General features: G+C 72.4%; 16 protein-coding genes. 5 read left to right on the forward strand and 11 right to left on the reverse strand.

Features of this window, described 5'->3' with window-relative positions; genetic code table 11:
* Positions 1-136: 136 nt before the first annotated feature.
* On the reverse strand, positions 137-808 hold the full coding sequence (locus BUE45_RS07655) for a Uma2 family endonuclease (RefSeq protein ID WP_143173290.1): 672 nt from the start codon (positions 806-808) through the stop codon (positions 137-139).
* 496 nt (positions 809-1,304) lie between these two features.
* Here BUE45_RS07655 and BUE45_RS07660 point away from each other — a divergent pair, with 496 nt between their 5' ends.
* Both BUE45_RS07660 and BUE45_RS07665 read left to right on the forward strand, forming a co-directional pair.
* Positions 1,305-2,765, forward strand: coding sequence for a dicarboxylate/amino acid:cation symporter (locus tag BUE45_RS07660; protein WP_073376879.1), 1,461 nt, complete (start codon positions 1,305-1,307; stop codon positions 2,763-2,765).
* 170 nt (positions 2,766-2,935) lie between these two features.
* Positions 2,936-4,198 carry a chemotaxis protein CheA gene (locus BUE45_RS07665; RefSeq protein ID WP_073376881.1) on the forward strand — a complete coding sequence of 421 codons (1,263 nt, stop codon included), beginning with the start codon at positions 2,936-2,938 and terminating at the stop codon, positions 4,196-4,198.
* Positions 4,199-4,299: 101 nt separating this feature from the next.
* On the opposite strand, the gene BUE45_RS07670 is transcribed toward BUE45_RS07665, so the two are convergent.
* From BUE45_RS07670 to BUE45_RS07680, 3 genes are all read right to left on the reverse strand, one after another.
* Positions 4,300-4,935, reverse strand: a complete 636-nt coding sequence (locus BUE45_RS07670) for a P-loop nucleotide/nucleoside kinase family protein (protein ID WP_073376883.1) — start codon at positions 4,933-4,935, stop codon at positions 4,300-4,302.
* Between the two features lie 12 nt (positions 4,936-4,947).
* Positions 4,948-5,298, reverse strand: coding sequence for a TFIIB-type zinc ribbon-containing protein (locus tag BUE45_RS07675; protein WP_073376885.1), 351 nt, complete (start codon positions 5,296-5,298; stop codon positions 4,948-4,950).
* A gap of 75 nt (positions 5,299-5,373) precedes the next feature.
* Positions 5,374-6,756 (reverse strand): NAD(P)H-quinone dehydrogenase, encoded by a 1,383-nt coding sequence (locus BUE45_RS07680; protein ID WP_073376887.1) that lies wholly within the window; start codon positions 6,754-6,756, stop codon positions 5,374-5,376.
* A gap of 228 nt (positions 6,757-6,984) precedes the next feature.
* Between BUE45_RS07680 and BUE45_RS07685 the strand changes: the two genes are divergently transcribed.
* Positions 6,985-7,809, forward strand: coding sequence for a purine-nucleoside phosphorylase (locus tag BUE45_RS07685; RefSeq protein ID WP_073376889.1), 825 nt, complete (start codon positions 6,985-6,987; stop codon positions 7,807-7,809).
* A gap of 488 nt (positions 7,810-8,297) precedes the next feature.
* Here BUE45_RS07685 and BUE45_RS07690 read toward each other — a convergent pair whose 3' ends face one another.
* The 5 genes from BUE45_RS07690 to BUE45_RS07710 all read right to left on the reverse strand — a co-directional run bounded on the left by BUE45_RS07690 (position 8,298) and on the right by BUE45_RS07710 (position 13,907).
* A complete protein-coding gene (locus BUE45_RS07690; RefSeq protein ID WP_073376891.1) occupies positions 8,298-8,936 on the reverse strand; it encodes a PH domain-containing protein in 639 nt (212 codons plus the stop codon).
* Complete coding sequence (locus tag BUE45_RS07695) at positions 8,933-10,033, reverse strand: adenosine deaminase (RefSeq protein WP_073376893.1); 1,101 nt, start codon at positions 10,031-10,033, stop codon at positions 8,933-8,935. The genes BUE45_RS07690 and BUE45_RS07695 overlap by 4 nt, the downstream gene beginning before the upstream one ends.
* A 152-nt stretch (positions 10,034-10,185) precedes the next feature.
* Entirely contained in the window at positions 10,186-11,427 is a 1,242-nt protein-coding gene (locus BUE45_RS07700) for a M20 family metallopeptidase (RefSeq protein ID WP_073376895.1), read from the reverse strand.
* A gap of 32 nt (positions 11,428-11,459) precedes the next feature.
* A complete protein-coding gene (locus BUE45_RS07705; RefSeq protein ID WP_073376897.1) occupies positions 11,460-12,632 on the reverse strand; it encodes a glutamate--cysteine ligase in 1,173 nt (390 codons plus the stop codon).
* A gap of 159 nt (positions 12,633-12,791) precedes the next feature.
* Positions 12,792-13,907 carry a YhjD/YihY/BrkB family envelope integrity protein gene (locus tag BUE45_RS07710; RefSeq protein WP_073376900.1) on the reverse strand — a complete coding sequence of 372 codons (1,116 nt, stop codon included), beginning with the start codon at positions 13,905-13,907 and terminating at the stop codon, positions 12,792-12,794.
* 134 nt (positions 13,908-14,041) lie between these two features.
* On the opposite strand from BUE45_RS07710, the gene BUE45_RS07715 reads away from it, so the two are divergent.
* Both BUE45_RS07715 and BUE45_RS07720 read left to right on the forward strand, forming a co-directional pair.
* Positions 14,042-15,166 (forward strand): galactokinase family protein, encoded by a 1,125-nt coding sequence (locus BUE45_RS07715; RefSeq protein ID WP_073376902.1) that lies wholly within the window; start codon positions 14,042-14,044, stop codon positions 15,164-15,166.
* A gap of 150 nt (positions 15,167-15,316) precedes the next feature.
* Positions 15,317-16,594: an LCP family protein gene (locus BUE45_RS07720; protein WP_073376904.1), complete on the forward strand. Its 1,278-nt coding sequence runs from the start codon at positions 15,317-15,319 to the stop codon at positions 16,592-16,594.
* Positions 16,595-17,239: 645 nt separating this feature from the next.
* Here the strand turns inward: BUE45_RS07720 and BUE45_RS07725 are convergent.
* Together BUE45_RS07725 and BUE45_RS07730 are read right to left on the reverse strand one after the other, a co-directional pair.
* Positions 17,240-18,457, reverse strand: coding sequence for an NADP-dependent isocitrate dehydrogenase (locus tag BUE45_RS07725; RefSeq protein ID WP_073376906.1), 1,218 nt, complete (start codon positions 18,455-18,457; stop codon positions 17,240-17,242).
* Between the two features lie 181 nt (positions 18,458-18,638).
* On the reverse strand, positions 18,639-18,977 hold the full coding sequence (locus BUE45_RS07730) for a DUF3017 domain-containing protein (protein WP_378658330.1): 339 nt from the start codon (positions 18,975-18,977) through the stop codon (positions 18,639-18,641).
* Positions 18,978-19,393 lie beyond the last annotated feature (416 nt).

Genomic DNA, 19,393 nt, shown 5'->3' on the forward strand with positions numbered 1-19,393 from the left:
CGGGCGCTTCCCGCGGCGCACGGGCACGGCGGTCGGCGCCCGGCTGTCCGCGGCGGCTCCGGGGCCCCGGAACCCGGACCGGAGACGGAAGCGGAAGGGGGAGGCACCACCGGTGCCTCCCCCTCGCCGTGTCGTCTCAGCGGTCCCTCCTCCAGGAGAGGTCGGCCAGATCGAGATCCAGTTCACAGGGGACGGTGACCTTGAGCCGTCGCCGGTGAACACCGGTGGCCACGTACTCCTTGCGGACCGGGTCCAGTTCGTAGACGTGGGCGACGCCGGCGGCCTCCCCCTCCTCCTGCTCGATCAGCCAGAAGTGCGGGATGCCGGCGCCCGCGTACAGCTGCGGCTTGCGTTCGAGGTCGCGTGTCCGGGACTCGGGGGAGACCACCTCGATCGCCAGCCTCACGTCCTCGACCGCGACCCAGGTGACATCCAGGTCGTCCGGATCGTCCGTGCTGATGAGCATCAGATCGGGCTCAGGACGCTGATCCTTCCTCAACACGGTCGTCATCTCCCTCTCCACGATCAGGTCCGGGGGGACCTGATCGAGGAGCTGGAGTTCGAGCGACCTGAGCATGCGCATGTGAAAGCGTTTCTGGGGGCTCACCAGGACCAGGCTTCCGTCGATGAGTTCGGTGTGCGGCGGAAGATCCGGGATGCGGTCCAGGTCGCCGGCGACGAACCCGTCCTCGGGGGGGAGCGGGACCGTCACCTCCGGACCGAACTCCCGGGCCGACGGTGCGGCCACGGTCGGTGCGGACATGTCGTCTCCGATCGTCGGATCGTTCTCATCACTGACAGTAGCCATGTCCACCACCTCATGAGGGTGCTTTCCGTAGATCATGCCACCGACACCCGCGCGGGCGTGATTCTCGCCGCACCGGCGGCCGGTCGGGGGCGGCCGAAGCGCCGATGGGGGCGACGATCCGGTCATAGGACGTAGGAAACCTCGACCCCTGTCTATGGAAAAGGTAGGAAAAGGCGTATATGGTTCCCCCTTGTGACGAACATCTGGGGACTGACCCGCCGCTGGCACATCGACCTGTGCCGTCGCGGCTGTCAGGCGTGTAGCCAGGTCCACGCGCGCCCGTAGGGCGACGCGCCGCGCACCCTTCCCTTGTCCGCCCCTCCCACGGGGCGGTACCCCGCCCCGCCGCTCCCTACCGACGAGGGCCGCACCAGCCCGTCACCCCTCTCCGGTGACACCCGCACACCTTCCCCGAGCCGGAGATCCCGCACGTCCCGAGGCCGACCGCCGCGGCGTGCCCGTGCTCCGGTTGCACTCACCGCTTGGAGCCACTTCCGTGTCCGCACAGACCGACAAGGTCACGCCGCAGCGCCGCCGCCTGCGGCTCCCGTCGTTCGGCGTCCAGGTCCTCATCGGCCTCGTCCTGGGCCTGGTCCTGGGCTTCGTCGCCCTCCAGATCGGCCCCGTGGGCGAGGAGGGCGAGCCGAACTGGCTGGCCGTCACCCTCCAGACCGTCGGCAGCGCCTTCGTGTCGCTGCTGCGCACGATCGTCCCGCCGCTGATCATCCTGGCCGTCATCTCCTCCATCGCCAACCTGCGCAACGTCACCAACGCCGCGCGGCTGGCCTGGAAGACGCTGCTCTGGTTCGCGATCACCGCCCTGGTCTCGGTGGCCATCGCCATCGGCCTGGGCCTGCTCATCCGCCCCGGCGTGAACAGCGCGGTCGACCCGGGCACCGTCTCCGAGCCCTCCAGCAGCGGCTCGTGGATCGCGTTCATCGAGAGCATCATCCCCGCGAACTTCCTCGGCCTGGCCGCGGACACCTCCGGCTCGGTCACCACCGCCGACGACGGCTCGCTGGGCCTGGACGCCAGCACCTCGCTGGGCTTCAACGTCCTCCAGCTGATCGTCATCGCGATCGTGCTGGGCATCGCCGCCGTCAAGACCGGCAAGGCCGCCGAGCCGTTCATCTCGTTCACCGAGTCGGCCCTCCAGGTCGTCCTCAAGGCCCTGTGGTGGGTCATCCGCCTGGCCCCGATCGGCACCGTCGGCCTGCTCGGCAACGCCGTCTACAGCTACGGCTGGACCACCATCGGCGCCCTGGGCAAGTACACGCTGACCATCTACATCGGCCTGGCGCTGGTGCTGTTCGTCGTCTACCCGGTGGTCGCCCGCCTCAACGGCCTGTCCCCGGTCAAGTACTTCACCGGTGCCTGGCCCGCGATCCAGCTGGGCTTCGTGTCGCGCTCGTCGATGGGCACCATGCCGGTCACCCAGCGGGTCACCGAGCAGAACCTGGGCGTGCCGCGCTACTACTCCGCGTTCGCGGTGCCGTTCGGCGCGACGACCAAGATGGACGGCTGCGCCGCGATCTACCCGGCGATCTCGGCGATCTTCATCGCGCAGTTCTTCCCGGACATCAGCCTGGGCATCACCGACTACCTGCTCATCGTGTTCGTGTCGGTCATCGGCTCCGCCGCCACCGCCGGCACCACCGGCGCGACGGTCATGCTGACGCTGACCCTGTCCACCCTGGGCCTGCCCCTGGAGGGCGTCGGCCTGCTGCTGGCCGTGGACCCGATCCTGGACATGGGCCGCACCGCCGTGAACGTGGCCGGCCAGGCCCTCATCCCGGCGATCGTCGCCAAGCGCGAGGGCATCCTGGACCTGGACCGCTACAACGCGCCGCGCGACGCCTCCGGCTTCGTCCCGCTGGACGGGTCCGCCCAGGACGGCGAGGACCCCGAGGGCGCGCAGGACCAGGAGAAGGTGCCCGCCGCCACCGCCAAGGAGTAGCCGCTCCCGGTCGCACCCCTGCCGCGACGGCCCGCCGGAGTACCGGCGGGCCGTCGCGCGTTCCCGGAGAGAAGCACGTCACGATGGGAACCACGGGGGCTCTCCGTTCGTCCCTGGAGTGTGAGGGAAGCGAGAGGAACGACATGTTGCGCCGCTTGGTAACGCCCACCGTGCTGACCGCCGGGATCACGGCCGCGGTGGTGAGCGCCGCGGTGGTGCCCGCGGCCGCCGACACCGTCCAGCCCCCTGAGAGCAACGCCATCGTCCAGGAGCTGGAGGACGACGGCGTCTTCATCGACCCGCAGGTCGGTGACGCCATCCCCTCCGCCGAGGAGGGCGCTCTGGAGGCCGCCGCGTCCGGCACCGACACCCCCGTCTACTACGTGATCCTGCCGACCGACGCGGTCGGCTCCGACTCCGCGCTCAACGCGCTGATGGAACCCGTCATGGCCGACGTCGGCGACGGCCTGTACGGCGTGCTGGCCGGCTCCGAGGAGTTCCGGGTCATGTCGCCGAACGTGGAGGACACCGAGGCCGTCCGGGAGATCGCCCTGCGCGAGGGGGGCGGCAACCAGGTGGACACCCTGGTCGCCATCCCCGACGCCGCCCAGCAGGTGGAGGACTCCGCCGCGGCGGGGGCGACCTCGCTGTGGGTCCTGCTCGTCATCGCGGTGCTGGTCGCGGGCGGCATCTTCCTGTTCGTCCGCAACAGCCGCCGCAAGCAGGCCGAGGTCAAGGCCAAGCAGCTGGCGGAGATCAAGCAGATGGCCACCGAGGACGTCGTGCGCCTGGGCGAGGACGTCGCCCGGCTGGAGATCGACCTGTCCGCGGTCGACGACGAGACCCGCACCGACTACTCCCGCGCCATGGACGCCTACGACCAGGCCAAGACCCGGCTGGACACCATCCGCGAGCCGGAGGAGATCCGCCAGGTCACCAACTCGCTGGAGGACGGCCGGTACTACATGACGGCCACCCGCGCCCGGATGAACGGGACCCCGGTCCCGGACCGGCGCGGCCCCTGCTTCTTCAACCCGCAGCACGGCCCCTCCGTGGAGGACGTGACCTGGGCCCCGCCCGGCGGCTCGCCCCGCTCGGTGACGGCCTGCGCGTCCTGCGCCCAGGCGGTCAAGAGCGGCATGGACCCCAACGACGTGCGCATGGTCGAGGTCGACGGGCGCCGCGTGCCGTACTACGACGCGGGCCCCGCCTACTCGCCCTACGCCGGCGGCTACTTCGGCATGGACATGATGATGGGCATGTTCACCGGCATGATGATGGGCTCCATGATGGGCTCGATGATGGGCATGGGGATGGGGATGGGCATGGGCGACGCCACCGGCGACGTCGGAGCCGAGGGGGACTTCGGCGGCGGCGACTTCGGTGGAGGCGACTTCGGCGGGGGCGGCGACTTCGGGGGCTTCGACTTCTGACCCGCCCGCACACCGAACGCGGCACAGGGGCCCCGGGCGACGCCCGGGGCCCCTCGCGTGTCCGGCCGGGGGAAGAGCCTCCGGCACGGGGCCGGGGCCGTTCAGGGGCGGGCGGCGTGCAGCTCCTCGACCCAGGCCGCGATGCGGTCGGCGGTGCCGACCGGATCGGAGTCGGTGGTGTCCACGAGGGTGAGCGGCGGGTCCAGCCGGCCGGCCTCCTCGCGCACCCAGGCGGCGAACTCCAGCGTCTCGGCGACGCGCTCCTCGTCCCACTCGCGCCAGGCCGGCCGGGCCCGCAGGCGCCGGGCCAGCACATCCGGGTCGCAGGTGAGCGACAGGTAGTGGACGCCGTCGAACAGCGCCCGCTCGGGCAGCGGCTCGAACTCCGGCGGGACCACGGTCCCGCACAGCACGACCGGCCGCCCGCTCTGCTGCACCATGGCGGCGGTGCGCAGCCAGGTCGACCGGAACAGGCGGTGGTGCCCGGCCGGGTCGCGCAGGCCGCCCACCCACAGCAGGTCCTGTTCGAGCACGACGAACCGGTCCCGCAGACGCTCCAGCAGCAGGCCGGCGACGGTGGACTTGCCGGTGCCGCTGGGCCCGGAGACGCAGTAGAGGGGCAGGCGCAGGAAGGGACGGGTGCGGCCGCAGAAGCGGCACAGCAGCACGGAGGCCCCCGACGAGGTGTCGGGGGCCGGGTCCCATTCCCCGCAGTGGGTACAGATCAGCGGGTGCACGTGGGAACGCCTCTAGTCGAAGAGTCCTTCGAGGAAGCTCTTTTTGCGCCGGTAGGGGCGCGGGGAGTCGCTGTAGCCGCGCGGGGAGTCGGGGTAGCCGCCCCGGTAGCCGCGGGGCGAGTCGGGGTAGCCCGGCGCCGGGTAGCCCTGCGGGGGGCGGGCCGGGCGCGCGTAGCCGCCGGAGGGCGGCGGGGCCTGGGGGTCGGGCGGCGGGGCCACGCCGTAGTGACGCTGTTCGGCGTCGACGATGCGCTCCAGCTCGCCGCGGTCCAGGAAGATGCCCTGGCACCCGTCACACCGGTCGAGGTGGACGCCCTGGCGGTCGAACGTGCGCATGTTGCTTTGGCACTTGGGACAGATCACAACAGAACGCTAATCCCCCCGGCGTTAAGGAAACGTAAAAGGCCCGCCCGCGAGGGGCGGGCCGGGGCGCGGAGCCTACTCGGGCGAGGCCAGCATGAGGGAGCGGGCCGCCTCGGTGACGCTCCCCGACAGGGACGGGTACACCGCGAAGGTGTGCGCGAGGTCGTCCACGGTCAGCCGCTGCTGCACCGCCACCGACACCGCGAGGATCAGCTCGCTGGCACGCGGGCCGACGATGACGCCGCCCAGGACGATGCCGGTGTGCTGGCGGCAGATGAGCTTGACGAAGCCGTCCTTGACCTCGTTCATCTTGGCGCGCGGGTTGGTGTTGAGCGGCAGGGTGACCGAGCGCCCGTCGATGCGGCCGCTGCGCACGTCGTCCTCGCTCGCCCCCACCGCGGCCAGCTCGGGGTGGGTGAACACGGTGGAGGCCACGGTGGACAGCTTCAGCGGCGAGACCGCCTCGCCCAGGGCGTGCCACATGGCGATGCGGCCCTGCATTGCGGCCACCGAGGCGAGCATGTTGACGCCGGTGCAGTCCCCGGCCGCGTACACGCCGGGGACCGTGGTGCGCGAGACCCGGTCGACCTCGACGAACCCGCCCTGGCCCAGCCGGACGCCCGCCTCCTCCAGGCCCAGCCCGTCGGTGTTGGGGATCATGCCGACGGTCATCAGGCAGTGGGAGCCCTCGACGGTGCGGCCGTCGGAGAGGGTGACCAGCACCCCGTCGTCGGTGCGCACGACCGACTCGGCGCGGGTGCGGTTGAGGACGGTCATCCCCCGGCGCAGGAAGACCTCCTCCAGGACCCGGGCGGCGTCGGGGTCCTGGGTGGGCATGACGTGCTCGCGGGAGGAGACGAGGGTCACGTCGGAGCCCAGCGACTGGTAGGCGCTGGCGAACTCGGCGCCGGTGACGCCGGACCCGACCACGATGAGCTTCTCGGGGAGTTCGTCCAGGTCGTAGAGCTGGCGCCAGGTGAGGATGCGCTCGCCGTCCGGACGGGCGGAGGCCAGCTCGCGGGGGTGGGCCCCGGTGGCGACGAGGACGACGTCGGCGCGGATGCGGGTGTCGCCGACGGCGACGATGTGCGGGTCGACCAGGCGGGCCTCGCCCTCGACGACCTCGATGCCCTCCTTGACCAGCCGGGCGCGGGTGTCGGCGGACTGCGCCTGGGCCAGGGCCAGGATCCGGTTGTTGACGGTGGGCATGTCGACGTGCACGGAGGACTTGCCGTCGAGCTGGTCGTCCACCTGGATGCCGAGCTTCTCGGACTCGCGCACGTAGGTGGTGCGGGTGGAGGTGGCGATCAGGCTCTTGGAGGGAACGCAGTCGGTGAGGACGCAGGCACCGCCGATGCCGTCGCGGTCCACCACCGTCACGTCCGCGCCGAGCTGCGCGGCGACCAGTGCCGCCTCGTAGCCCCCGGGACCGCCCCCGATGATCACGACCTTCGTCACTCTTCTTCACTCCCTCTGCGGCCGGACCGCCGTCCCCCTCGTCCCGGTCGGGGCCGGAGGGCATGACGGGGCGGCGTGTGGTTCTCTCGCTCGCTTACCCCCATTGTCGGCCATGCGGACCGGCGGATTCCGCACCCGCCCCCGGACGGGCGGCCGGGCGCTCCCGTTACCGGCCCCCTAGCGTTGCGTTCCGGAATCATCCGGCTACACGGCGGTAGCATCCGCTGTGTGAGCGAAACAGAGCAGCCGCCGAGGACGACCGCCCAGGCGAAGGGGCTGGCGGCCGAGGCGGCACACGAACTCCTGGTCCGGGCCGGCGCCGACGGCTTCGACGCCCTGGTGGTGCTCGGCTCGGGGTGGACGGACGCCGCGGAGACGCTCGGCTCCCCCGACATCGAGTTCGACGTGCGGGAGCTGCCCGGCTTCCAGGCCCCGACCGCCGAGGGGCACGGGACCACGGTGCGCAGCACGTGGGTGGGCGACAAGAGGGTGGTGGTGTTCACGGGACGCCTGCACCTGTACGAGGGCCACGACCCGATGCAGGTCGTGCACGCGGTCCGCACCGGGATCGCCGCCGGGGCGGGGCTGGCCGTGCTGACCGGGTCGGCGGGCTCCCTGCGGGTGGACATCGGGCCGGGGCAGCCCATGGTGGTGAGCGACCACATCAACCTGACGGCGCGCTCGCCGCTGGTGGGCCCGACGTTCGTGGACCTGTCGTCCGCCTACAGCCCGCGGCTGCGCCGCCTGGTCCACGAGGTGGACTCCTCGCTGGCGGAGGGCGTGTACGCGGCGACGACGGGGCCGCAGCTCCAGACGCCGACGGAGGCCAAGGTGCTGCGCCAGGCGGGGGCGGACGTGGTGGGCCGGTCGATCCCGCTGGAGGCCATCGCCGCCGTGGAGCTGGGCGTCGAGGTGCTGGGGCTGTCGATCGTGAGCAACGACGCCCTCGGGGCGGTGCTGGAGCCGTTCCGGCAGGAGCGTGCGATGGAGATCGTCCGGCAGCGGTCGCGCCGTCTAGGGGAGCTCCTCCACCGGCTGCTGGTCCGGGCCTGAGGCTCCGGCCGCCTCCCGGGTACGGTCCCGGCCGTGCCGCGGGCACCGGGGCCGTGCGCGTTCCGGGCGCGCCGCGCGGGACCCCCGCAGGTCCCTTTCGAGCGCGCGACGCGACCCGGACGCGTCGTTGCCGGGGCCGCCTCCGAACGGGTCCGTCCGGTACCGGCGTGGCGAGCGTACACCCCGAGGCCTTGGGGTGGACGGTACCGGCCGTGCTCCGTCCGGAGGCGTGAAGCCCCGTTCCGATGCCCCGCCCGTGCAGGATCCCCGCAGACCCCGTTGGACTCACGGGCCGGTGGGACACCGGTTTCTCTCTTCCCGTTGTTCGTCAGAACAGCGCGATGCCCTGGAGAAGGTCCGGGCGGGCGGCCATCCGCGCGAAGCCCTCCCGCCCGGAACACTCTCCATTAGGCATGCCTTACCTAACCAGAGCGGGCGGGTTCCGTCAACCCCGGGCGCGGGCGAAGAACGGACCCGGGGAGAAGCGCTCAGGCCAGCAGGAACGACGCGACCAGCAGCACCAGGACGGCCCCGGCGACGACGACCACCTCGACCGACACCATGGTCTGCGGGCGGTCCCGGGCGCCCAGCGCGGCGGGCCCGGCCTCGTCGATGTCGCGGATCGGGCCGGACAGCGGGCGCGCCTTGTGGCGCTCCGCGTCCTGGCGCAGCTGGAGGGCGGCCCGGTCCATCGGCCGCATCGTCCGCGGGTCCTCGTCCGACTCGTCCATGAAGCCGCCCTCGCGGCGCATGTTGTCGCGGACGCGGCTCCTCTTGGTCTCGCGCAGCGGCCACGAGCGCACCGGGCCGTCGGGGGTGTGCACCCGCAGCACGTCGACCACGTCCACCCACAGCACCGCGGCCCAGGGCACGAAGGTCTCCCGCAGCGGGTTGATGACCCGCAGGCCCCGCTCGGTGACCAGGACGCGCGGGCGCAGCCACACCAGGTAGACCAGCGCGACACTGGCCACCAGGACGGCCCCGTACCGCCAGACGTCGGGCCCCTGGCCGCGCAGGAACAGGTCGACCAGCAGGAGGGCGGCGATGACCGCCCAGGCCGCGGCCAGGACGCGGGAGGAGAGGGAGTAGTGCACCGTCGGGTTGGCGCCGGCGGCCGGTCCGCTCATCGCTCGGCCGCCCACTTCAACTGCGCGAACCCGGGCTTGATGACGCCGTTGATGAGCGCCAGGCGCTCGTCGAAGGGCAGGAACGCCGACTTCATGGCGTTGACCGTGAACCACTGCACGTCGTCCCAGCCGTACCCGAACGCCGCGGAGAGCGCGGCGAACTCCTCCGAGAGGGAGGTGCCGCTCTGGAGGCGGTTGTCGGTGTTGACCGTCACCCGGAAGCGCAGGTCGCGCAGCAGCCCGATGGGGTGCTCGGCGACCGACGGCACCGCCCCGGTCTGCACGTTGGAGCTGGGGCACATCTCCAGCGGGACGCGCTTGTCGCGGACGTACTGGGCCAGCCGTCCCAGGCGCGGGGCGCCGCCCTCGGTGACGGTGATGTCGTCGATGATCCGCACCCCGTGGCCGAGCCGGTCGCAGCCGCACCACTGGAGGGCCTCCCAGATCGACGGGAGCCCGAACGCCTCGCCCGCGTGGATGGTGAAGTGGAAGTTCTCCCGGCGCAGGTACTCGAAGGCGTCCAGGTGCCGGGTCGGCGGGTTGCCCGCCTCGGCGCCGGCGATGTCGAACCCGGCGACTCCGGCGTCGCGGTAGCGCACCGCCAGCTCGGCGATCTCCGAGGACCGGGCGGCGTGGCGCATGGCGGTGACCAGCTGGCCGGTGCGGATGCTCCGCCCTGAGTCAGCGGCCCGCTTCTCCCCCAGCTCCAGCCCCTCCTGGACGGCCTCGACGACCTCCTCCAGGGTGAGCCCGCCCTCCAGGTGCTGCTCGGGCGCGTAGCGCTGCTCGGCGTAGACCACCCCGTCGGCGGCCAGGTCCTCGGCCGCCTCGGCGGCGACCCGCACCAGGGCGTCCCTGGTCTGCATGACCGCGGTGGTGTGCGCGAACGTCTCCAGGTAGAGCTCCAGCGACCCGGAGTCGGAGGCGTCGCGGAACCAACGCCCCAGCTCCTGCGCGTCGTAGGTGGGCAGGTCCTTGTATCCGACCTCCCGCGCCAGCTCGACCACGGTGGCCGGACGCAGCCCGCCGTCGAGGTGGTCGTGCAGGAGGACCTTGGGGGCGCGCCGGATCTGTTCGACTGTGAGTGGCTGGTTCATGCATTCAGAATGCCACCGGCGCCGGACCCGGCCCGCCACCCCGGCGCGAAGTTACCGAGATCCCGGCAGATCCGTGACGTCCGGCCCGGTCGCGGGCCCGGCACGGACCGCTCCGGCACGGACGCCGGGCGGCCCGCCCGGGCGGCGCGGGGTCAGAAGGACACGGCCTCCTCGGCGGCGTCCCGGGCGCGCGTGCGCCCGTCCGCCGCCAGGGAGGTGAGGGCCGTGGTCACCAGGAACCGGGTGCCGACGCCGATGGCGCGCTCGTCCACGTCGAAGGTCCCCCGGTGCAGGTCCAGCATGGGGCCGTCCCAGTCCGGGGAGTGGGTGCCCAGCCGGGCCAGCGCGCCGGGGACGTGCTCCAGGTACCAGGCGAAGTCCTCCCCGCCCAGGCTCTGCGGGGTGGGCGAGGCCGCCTCCGGGCCCAGGGCCAGGGCGGCGGCCTCGCGCATGACGTCCACGCTGGAGGCCTCGTTGATGGTGGGCGGGACCCCGCGCTTGTAGGTGACCTCGGCGTCGGCGCCGTAGGCGGAGGCCACCGACTCCACGAGGCCCTTGACGATGTCGGGGGCCTGGTGCCAGGCCTCGTCGTCCAGGCAGCGCACGGTGCCCTCGGCGACCGCGTCGTCGGGGATGACGTTGGGCGCGGACCCGGCGCTGATGCGGCCCCACACCAGGCTGAACCCGGCGCGCGGGTCGATGCGGCGGGAGAGCGCGGCGGGCAGCTCGGTGACGACCTTGCCCATCGCGTACACGAGGTCCGCGGTCAGGTGGGGGCGCGCGGTGTGCCCGCCCGGTCCGGACAGCCGGACCATCAGCTGGTCGCAGGCGGCGGTGATGCCGCCGGTGCGCAGCCCCACCCGGCCGGCCATGAGGCGGGGGTCGCAGTGCAGCGCGAAGATCCGGTCGACGCCCTCCATCGCCCCGGCGTTGACGACCTCCACGGCGCCGCCGGGGAGCTCCTCGGCGGGCTGGAAGACCAGCCGGACCCGGCCGGGCAGGGCGCCCGCCCGGTCCTGCTGGGCGAGGAAGACCCCCGTGGCCAGCAGGACCGTGGTGTGGACGTCGTGGCCGCAGGCGTGGGCGGCCCCCGGGACGGTGGAGCGGTAGTCGACGTCCTTCTCGTCGGTGAGGGGCAGGGCGTCGATGTCCGCCCGCAGGGCGACGGTGGGGCCGGGGCCCGAGCCGATGTCGCAGACCAGCCCGGTGCCCCCGGGGAGCACCCTCGGCTCCAGTCCGACTCCGCGCAAGTGGTCGGCTATCCGTTTCGTGGTGCGATGTTCGGCGAAGGCGAGTTCGGGGTGCATGTGCAGGTCACGGCGGAAGCCGATGAAGTCCCGCCCACGTCGCGCCAGAAAAGCGGTCAACTGCTCCGGCAGGTCTCGTCCCTGCATACGAGGGCCCTCTCTACGCTTTCGCCCATGTCTTACCGAGCGCCGGCGCCGTCGCCGGCGCCGACTCCTGCACGGGTGGGCCCGTCGTCGAGCTCGGCCGCGAGCATGTCCACGACGTCGTCGAGGGTGCCGCCCTCGGCGACGACCGCGCGCTGACGCTCGTAGGAGGCACCCTTGTCCAGGATCTCGGAGATCAGGTCCAGGTCCTCGGCGCAGCCCAGGCGGGTCGCGACCGGCTTCAGCTCGCGGACCAGCTCGTAGAGGTCGTCACGGAGGGGGACGGTGGTCCCCCGTTCGTCCGTGATGACGCGAGCGTCGAGCCCGTAGCGGGTGGCCCGCCACTTGTTGTCCCTCACCAGCCAGGACGGCGGGCTGGGCAGACGGTACCCGCGGTCGAGCTGGTGATCGAACAGCTCCACCAGGCTCTGGGAGAGCGCGGCGGCCATTCCCACCTCGCGCAGGGTGGGAATCCCGTCGAACATCCGGATCTCGATGGTGCCGAAATCAGGGTGCGGCCGAATGTCCCACCACACTTCTTTGATGGAAGCGATGGTACCCGCCCGGAGAAGTGTTTCGAGGTATTCCTCGAAAGCCGACCAGTTCGGGAGGTTCGGCGGCGGCCCGGAGGTGGGCAGCGCGCCGAAGACGACGGAGCGGGCGGAGGCCAGGCCGGTGTCGTGCCCCGACCAGAAAGGGCTCGAAGCACTCAAAGCGAGAAAATGCGGGAGATACCTCGCAAGCGCGTTCACGATGGGAATGGCCTTGTCCTGGTGCCGCACCCCCACGTGCACGTGGACGCCGCAGGTGAGGATGCGCCGCGCGATCCACTGCATCTGCTCGACGAGTTCCCGGTACCGGGTGCCGGGGCTGAACTCCTGGTCCCGCCAGTCGTCGATGGGGTGGGTGCCGGAACAGGTGAGGGTGGTGCCCCAGGGCGCCAGGACCTCCCGCATGCGGGAGATGCTGCGGGCCAGGTCGCCCTTGGCCTCGCCGACCGTCTCGCAGATCCCGGTGACGACCTCCACCTGGGACTGCATCAGCTCGTGGCGCAACGGCGGGACCGCGGCCGCGGAACTCAGTTCCGGGAGTTCCGAGAGGAGCTTCTGCGCCTCCTGCCGCAGGTGGCGGTTGCGGCGGTCGACGAGCTGGAGCTCCCACTCCACACCGATCGTCGCGCGTTCGGACGATTTGAATGCGGTTCCCATCTGCCCTCCGAGGGGGGTGTCTGCCGACCTTCCCGGCCGGCGGAACGGCGCGCCCCGGCGGGGCTCTCGGCCGGGACAGGGGAGGACTACCCCCTCGGAACCTGGAACATACGGGCATCGAGGACCTTGGGTGTCATTTTCCGCAAGCAAAGTGTCACACTAGGCGACAGGACGATTCCGTCGGCGCAGCAGCCACGCCGCGGTTCCGCCCGCTCCCAGCGCCCCGGCGGCCGTGAGACCGGCGGCGAGCACGCGTTGCGCGCGCCGGTGCTCCGACAGCTCGCGCGGGTCGACCCGCGGCACGGGCGCGGGCCGCGTCCAGTCGATCCCGTTCTCCTCCGGCAGCGGCAGCGAGCCGGTGTAGGGCGGCGGCACCGACAGCCGGGTCGCCGTCCAGGCCGCGCTGAACATGACCAGGCGCATCACCAGGTTGATCCACACCAGCAGGCCGACCAGAACCGCGAAGGAGGCGTACACCGGGTTGCTCAGCGTCCCGGCCAGCAGCAGCGCCGCGCCGGCCTTGAGGATCTCGAACCCCACCGCGCCCAGCACGGCGCCCCGCCACATGGTGCGGGCCGGCCTCCCGCTGCCGGACAGCAGCACGAACGTCAGCATGAAGATGAGCGTGTTGGCGCCGACGGCGATGGCCAGGGCCAGCACGCGCAGCGCGATGTTGGCCACGATCGACTCGTCCAGGGCCACCAGGGACAGCAGCCACCGGGTGGCCGCCTGGGCGACACCGGTGACGGACACCGACAGCAGCAGGGCCAGCCCCAGGCCCAGCATGACCAGCAGGTCCCGCCCCTTGCCCAGCAGCAGCCCGGGGCCGTCCTTGGGGTTCTTGAGCCAGATCGCGTGCAGGGCCTCGCGCAGCGCCGACACGGAGTTCAGGCCCGCGTAGAGCAGGCCCACCAGGCCGAACAGCCCGGCGCCCACCCTGGCGTCGGCGATCTGCTCGATGGGCAGCTGCTGCGACAGCCCCGGCAGCACCTCGTCCAGCGCCCGCTCCAGTTGGTCGCCCAGCTCGATCTGGAGGGTCGCCAGCACGTAGCCGACCGCGGCGAACGCCAGCGCCAGCAGCGGAAAGAACGACAGGAACGCGAAGTAGGTGACCGCGCCCGCCAGCTGGTTGCCGTTGCGGTCGGCGTAGCGCTCGTAGGCGCGCACCAGGTGGTCCACGAACGGCCGCCGGCGCCGCAGCGCCCAGTAGGAGTCCATGGCGGCGTTCCGGTAGTGCCGGGCCCTCGCCTTCATCCCGTCCAGCACCGGGGCCACCGCACCCTCCCCCACCTCGACCGAGCCGCCACCCTAGCGGCCTACCCGCTCTGTTGCGAAGGTCCCACTCCGGATACTCCCGGACTTGGGCAGACTTGGAGGGACGGTGGTGGTCCGGGGGGAAAGGTGCTGACGTGGGGGGCGCGGGGGCGCGGTGGAGAGCCGTGTTGGGCATGCGGACGGCGGGGCCGCGGGGCGAGTGGCCGGCGGGGGCGCCGGACCCCGACCGGCTGGCGGAGGGGTTCGGCGGGCTGTACGGGGGCCCGCCCGCGGGGGTGTGGCACGCCCCCGGCCGCGCCGCGCTGCTGGGCGAGCACACCGCCCCCTCGGACGGGGTGGGGCTGTACGCGGCCCTGCCCTGGGGGGTGACGGCCGCGGTGGGCACCGTGCCCGACGACCCGCGGGTGCGGACGGCGTCGCTCAGCGGCCCGCTGCGCTCCCGGGGACCGCAGGCCCGGGCGGTGGCCGGCGCCGTGGCCGCGGCGCGGCGTACGGGGCTGCTGGAGGCCGCAACGGGACTGCGCGTGATGCTCGGCTCCGACCTGCCCGAACAGGCCTCCCTGGGGTACGCGGGGGCGGTGGGCGCCGCGGTGGCGCTGGCCCTGGCCGACCTCGCCGGGGGCCCGCCCCCCGAGGGCGCGACGGCGGACCAGCGGGTGGCCCTGGCCGCGCGCCCCGGCTGCGCCGTGCGGGTCAACCTGCGCACCCTGGGCACCACCGTGCTCCCCTTCGACCCGGCGGCCGAGGGGCTGTCGCTGCTGGTCGCGGACACCGGGGCGCTGCCCCGGCGCGACGCCCGGCCCGCGCACGCCGCCGAGCTGGAGCGCGCCCGCAAGGCCCTGGGGCCGCTGCGGTCCGTCACCGACCTGCCCTCCGCGCTGCCCCGGCTGCCCTCCCCCGCGCTGCGCCACCGGGTGGAGTACGCCGTGACCGAGGTGCACCGCCTCAACGCCGTGGTGGGCCTGCTGCGCGCCGAGCGCTTCGGGGAGGTCGGCGTGATCCTGACCGCCTCGCACCTGTCCCTGCGCCGGTTCGGGCTGCCGCTGCCCGAGGTGGAGCTGGCGGTGGAGACCGCCAACCGGGCCGGGGCGCGCGGGGTGCGGATGACCGGCTGGGCGGGCACCGCCCTGGCCCTGGCCGCCGACGACCGGACCGCGGGCATCGGCGCCGCCCTGGAGGAGGCGTTCGCCGACCGGGGCCTGCCCGCCCCGCGGGTCCGCACCGCGCTGCCGTCGGCGGGGGCGCACCGGCTCCGCTGACCCCTGAGACTCCTCCGGGATGTCCCCGGGATGTCCCCGTCCCTCCCGGTTCGGGGGCGATTCTCCGAACCCCGCTACTCTTTCTGCGATCCCACAGAGTGGAGGCCGTGATCACGGACCTTCCGCACAGCGGAGGAGATAGGCGGTTCGATGGCAGACCGAGGACGCCGGGGAGGCTCCGACCCGACCGGTGAGCACGACAGACAGGGCGTGTTCCGGCGCAAGGGCGCCGACGACGGGCCCGAGGCGTTCGAGAAGCTCTACCGGGCCCGGGAGTCGGAGCAGCGGGTCGTCGGGGAGTCCCGGCGGATCCCCGACGCCGACGAGGTCCCGCCGCTGCGGCGGGAGCGTCCGCAGCGGCGCACGCACCACGCCGGACGCGAGTACGACGGCACCGGCCGCAACCGGCGGCGGCGCCGCAGGCAGGCGCGCAACGCGCGCAACGTGACCGTGGTGGCCCTGGTGGTCCTGCTGTTCGTCGTGCTGGTCGTGCCCGCCTGGTTCTACCTGTGGTCCAACGCCAGGCTCCAGCGGGTCGACGCCCTCCAGGACTACGAGGGGCGCCCCGACCGCCAGGACGGCGACGTGTTCATGATCGTGGGCTCCGACAGCCGGGACGGCCTGGACGACGACCAGATCCAGGAGCTGGCCACCGGCCGGGCCGAGGGCCGCCGCACGGACACGATCATGCTGCTGTACATCCCCGACACCGACGAGGCCGAGCCCACCATCGTCAGCGTCCCCCGCGACTCCTACGTGCCGCTGGCCATCCCCGGCTTCGCGGCCAACAAGATCAACGCCTCCTTCGCGGACGCCGTCTGCGGCACCGACGACGAGGGCGAGGAGGTCTGCGGCGGCCCGGCGCCGCTGGTGCAGACCTTCGAGCAGGCCTCGGGCGTGCGGGTGGACCACTACGTGGAGATCGGCATGGGCGGGTTCGTCGGCCTGGTCGACGCGGTCGGCGGCGTGGAGCTGTGCCCCGAGGAGCCGATGGAGGACCCCAAGGCGGGCCTGGACATCGAGGCGGGCTGCCAGACGATGGACGGCGGCACCGCGCTCGGGTACGTGCGCACCCGCGCCACCCCGCGCGCCGACCTGGACCGGATCGCCCGCCAGCGGGAGTTCTTCTCCGCGCTGGTGGAGGAGGCGAGCGCCCCGGGCACCCTGTTCAACCCGTTCCAGTCGGTTCCGCTGGTGCTGGAGGGCACGGACATGTTCGTGGTGGACGAGGGCGACAAGCTGCGCCACCTGGCGACGATGCTGCTGGCCATGCGGGGCGGCACGCAGACGACCGCGATCCCGGTGGGCGCCACCCCGACGCTGCCCGACGTGGGCTCGGTCGTCCAGTGGGACGAGGCCCGCTCCGAGGAGATGTTCGCGGCGATGCGCGAGGGCGAGCCGATCCCCGAGAGCGCCTTCCAGGACTGACACCGGACCGCCCCCTCCCGCCTCCGGCCCCCGCCGTCGCTCCCCGACGGCGGGGGCCGCCCCGTTCCCCGGCCCGGAGAACCGCGGACGGCGGTCGGCGGGGCCCGCCGCCCGGGCCCCGGAGAGCCGCGGACGGCAGGGGCGGGGCGGGCGGCCGCGGGGCCCCGGGAAAGGCGAAGGGCCCGGTGCCGAAGCACCGGGCCCTTCTTCGTGACGTTCCGTACTGTGCGCGCCTACCCCCCAGCGGGCGCACGGCCGGTACGTCGGTTCGTGGGGCCTGAGCGGAAAAACCCGCTCTGGCCTGCCGGTTCTCACCGGCGTGTCTCCACTGTAAGTCAAAGTTCGCACAAGGTGCGAATCGAGTTCACGTGTCCTACGTCGCACTGGCTCCGTGACCCGATGCAGTCATCCTCCCACCCTCGGAACGCGGATGTCCGCAGAATCGGGGAAACACGCCGAGGAAATTCATCGAGAGTGCCCGGATGGTGACGGAAAGCGTCCGGCCGTCCCCCGCGGGAGACGGCCGGACGTGGCGAAGGTCACCGGCGGAGTCGGCTCAGAAGACCGCCGGGACGCCCCCGCACCCCGGTCCCCCCGCCGCACCGCCCCCACGGGCGGCGGCGGGCGGCCGGGGCGGGGCGCCTCCTAGGCGAGGCGCTTGGCGAGGTTCTCGTCCAGGGCGGCGAGGAACGCCTCGGTGGTCAGCCACTCCTGCTCGGAGCCGACCAGGAGCGCGAGGTCCTTGGTCATCTGGCCGCCCTCGACGGTCTTGATGACGACGTCCTCCAGGCTGGTGGCGAACTCCGCCAGCTTGGGGGTGTTGTCCAGCTTGGCCCGGTGCTCCAGACCGCGGGTCCACGCGAAGATGGAGGCGATCGGGTTGGTGGAGGTGGGCTTGCCCTGCTGGTGCTGCCGGTAGTGGCGGGTGACGGTGCCGTGCGCGGCCTCGGCCTCGACGGTCCGGCCGTCGGCGGTGCGCAGCACGGAGGTCATCAGGCCCAGGGAGCCGAAGCCCTGCGCGACGGTGTCGGACTGGACGTCGCCGTCGTAGTTCTTGCAGGCCCAGACGTAGCCGCCCTCCCACTTGAGCGCGGCGGCGACCATGTCGTCGATGAGGCGGTGCTCGTAGGTGAGGCCGGCCTTCTCGAACCGCTCCTTGAACTCGGCCTCGTAGATCTCCTGGAACACGTCCTTGAACATGCCGTCGTAGGCCTTGAGGATCGTGTTCTTGGTGGACATGTACACCGGGTAGTTCCGGTCCAGGCCGTAGTCCAGGCTGGCCCGCGCGAAGTCCTCGATGGACTTGCGGTAGTTGTACATGCCCATGGCCACGCCGCCGGCCTCGGGGAAGTTCGCGACCTCGAACTCGACCGGCTCGCTGCCGTCGGCCGGGGTGTAGGTCATCGTGACGGTACCGGGGCCGGGGACCTTGAAGTCGGTGGCCTTGTACTGGTCGCCGTGGGCGTGGCGGCCGATGATGATCGGCTTGGTCCAGCCCGAGACCAGGCGCGGCACGTTCTCACAGATGATCGGCTCGCGGAAGACGACGCCGCCGAGGATGTTGCGGATGGTGCCGTTGGGCGACCGCCACATCTTCTTCAGGCCGAACTCCTCGACCCGGGCCTCGTCCGGGGTGATGGTGGCGCACTTGACGCCGACGCCGTACTGCTTGATGGCGTTGGCGGCGTCGACGGTGATCTGGTCATCGGTGCGGTCGCGCTCCTCGATGCCCAGGTCGTAGTACTTCAGGTCGACGTCGAGGTACGGAAGGATCAGGCGGTCCTTGATGAAGGACCAGATGATCCGGGTCATCTCGTCGCCGTCGAGCTCGACTACGGGGTTCTCGACCTTGATCTTGGCCATGGCTGTGTGGCTGTCCCTTCAGTCTTCGCCACCACCTCGTGCGGCGGTGGTCGGGGCCCGGCCCGCGGCCGGGTCCCGGCGTGCGCGCGCGGCGATCCCCCGGTCCCGCCCGGTCCGTGCTCTCCGGGGAGGGGGTGGCTCGTCGGTGTCGCGGTATCTCGATATCAAGCTTATTAGACGCTTACGATGACAATTGCGGCGCCACCCATGCGAGCACGATGAGCAGCACCGCCATGGTGGCCAGCGTGGCGACGTCGATCCAGCGGCGGCGGACGGCGAGCATGCCGATCCACGCGTCGGGCAGGAAGGCCCGAAAGGCCGAGGCCAGCAGCAGGGCGCCCGCGATGACGGCCGGCCCCCGCTTGAAATAGGCCGCGGCCACGATGACGATCCCCGCGGCCAGCGCGGACAGCACGAGGATGTACGGCACCTGGACCAGCCAGGCCGGAGCCGGCCTCTCCTGCGGTACCGGGGTCCCCTCGTCCGTGTCCGACAACTCCGCCAGCTCCACCCTGTTCACCGCGCTCCGTTCCGCCTGGTCCACGATCCCCCGCCCGGAACTGGCACAGACCGGCCACGCGTCGACGCGCGGGTGTCCGAAACGGAGCACCGGGGCGGAACGGCTCATGTTCCAGGTGGCTCCGGTGGCCGACCGTGGTCTCGGACCGGGAGGGTCAGGGCCATTGTATTGATCCGTGTCGCCGACGCCTCAGGGCTCACGGAAACGGCCCGGCGGCCCGCGGAGGGCCACCGCGACCGTTTCCCGCTTCCGGTTCGGACACAGAGCCGTATTTCCGCGCCTTATCCGCCTAACTCCGGAGTAAGCGCGTAGAACGCTCGGCAGCCGGGTAACCCAGCTGGAGACGAGTGCACAGGTGAGCGAGGACCCACCCCCATGAAGCCCACCCCCCGAACCGCGACCCCTCGACCCCACCG

The sequence above is a fragment of the Nocardiopsis flavescens genome (assembly GCF_900141985.1).
In the GTDB taxonomy this organism is placed as follows: domain Bacteria; phylum Actinomycetota; class Actinomycetes; order Streptosporangiales; family Streptosporangiaceae; genus Nocardiopsis; species Nocardiopsis flavescens.

Excerpts from the sequence above, each read along its gene's own strand:
- BUE45_RS07655 (WP_143173290.1), bottom strand. The coding sequence starts at position 808 with ATGGCTACTGTCAGTGATGAGAACGATCCGACGATCGGAGACGACATG.
- BUE45_RS07690 (WP_073376891.1), bottom strand. The coding sequence starts at position 8,936 with ATGAGCGGACCGGCCGCCGGCGCCAACCCGACGGTGCACTACTCCCTC.
- BUE45_RS07695 (WP_073376893.1), bottom strand. The coding sequence starts at position 10,033 with ATGAACCAGCCACTCACAGTCGAACAGATCCGGCGCGCCCCCAAGGTC.
- BUE45_RS07700 (WP_073376895.1), bottom strand. The coding sequence starts at position 11,427 with ATGCAGGGACGAGACCTGCCGGAGCAGTTGACCGCTTTTCTGGCGCGA.
- BUE45_RS07705 (WP_073376897.1), bottom strand. The coding sequence starts at position 12,632 with ATGGGAACCGCATTCAAATCGTCCGAACGCGCGACGATCGGTGTGGAG.
- BUE45_RS07720 (WP_073376904.1), top strand. The coding sequence starts at position 15,317 with ATGGCAGACCGAGGACGCCGGGGAGGCTCCGACCCGACCGGTGAGCAC.
- BUE45_RS07725 (WP_073376906.1), bottom strand. The coding sequence starts at position 18,457 with ATGGCCAAGATCAAGGTCGAGAACCCCGTAGTCGAGCTCGACGGCGAC.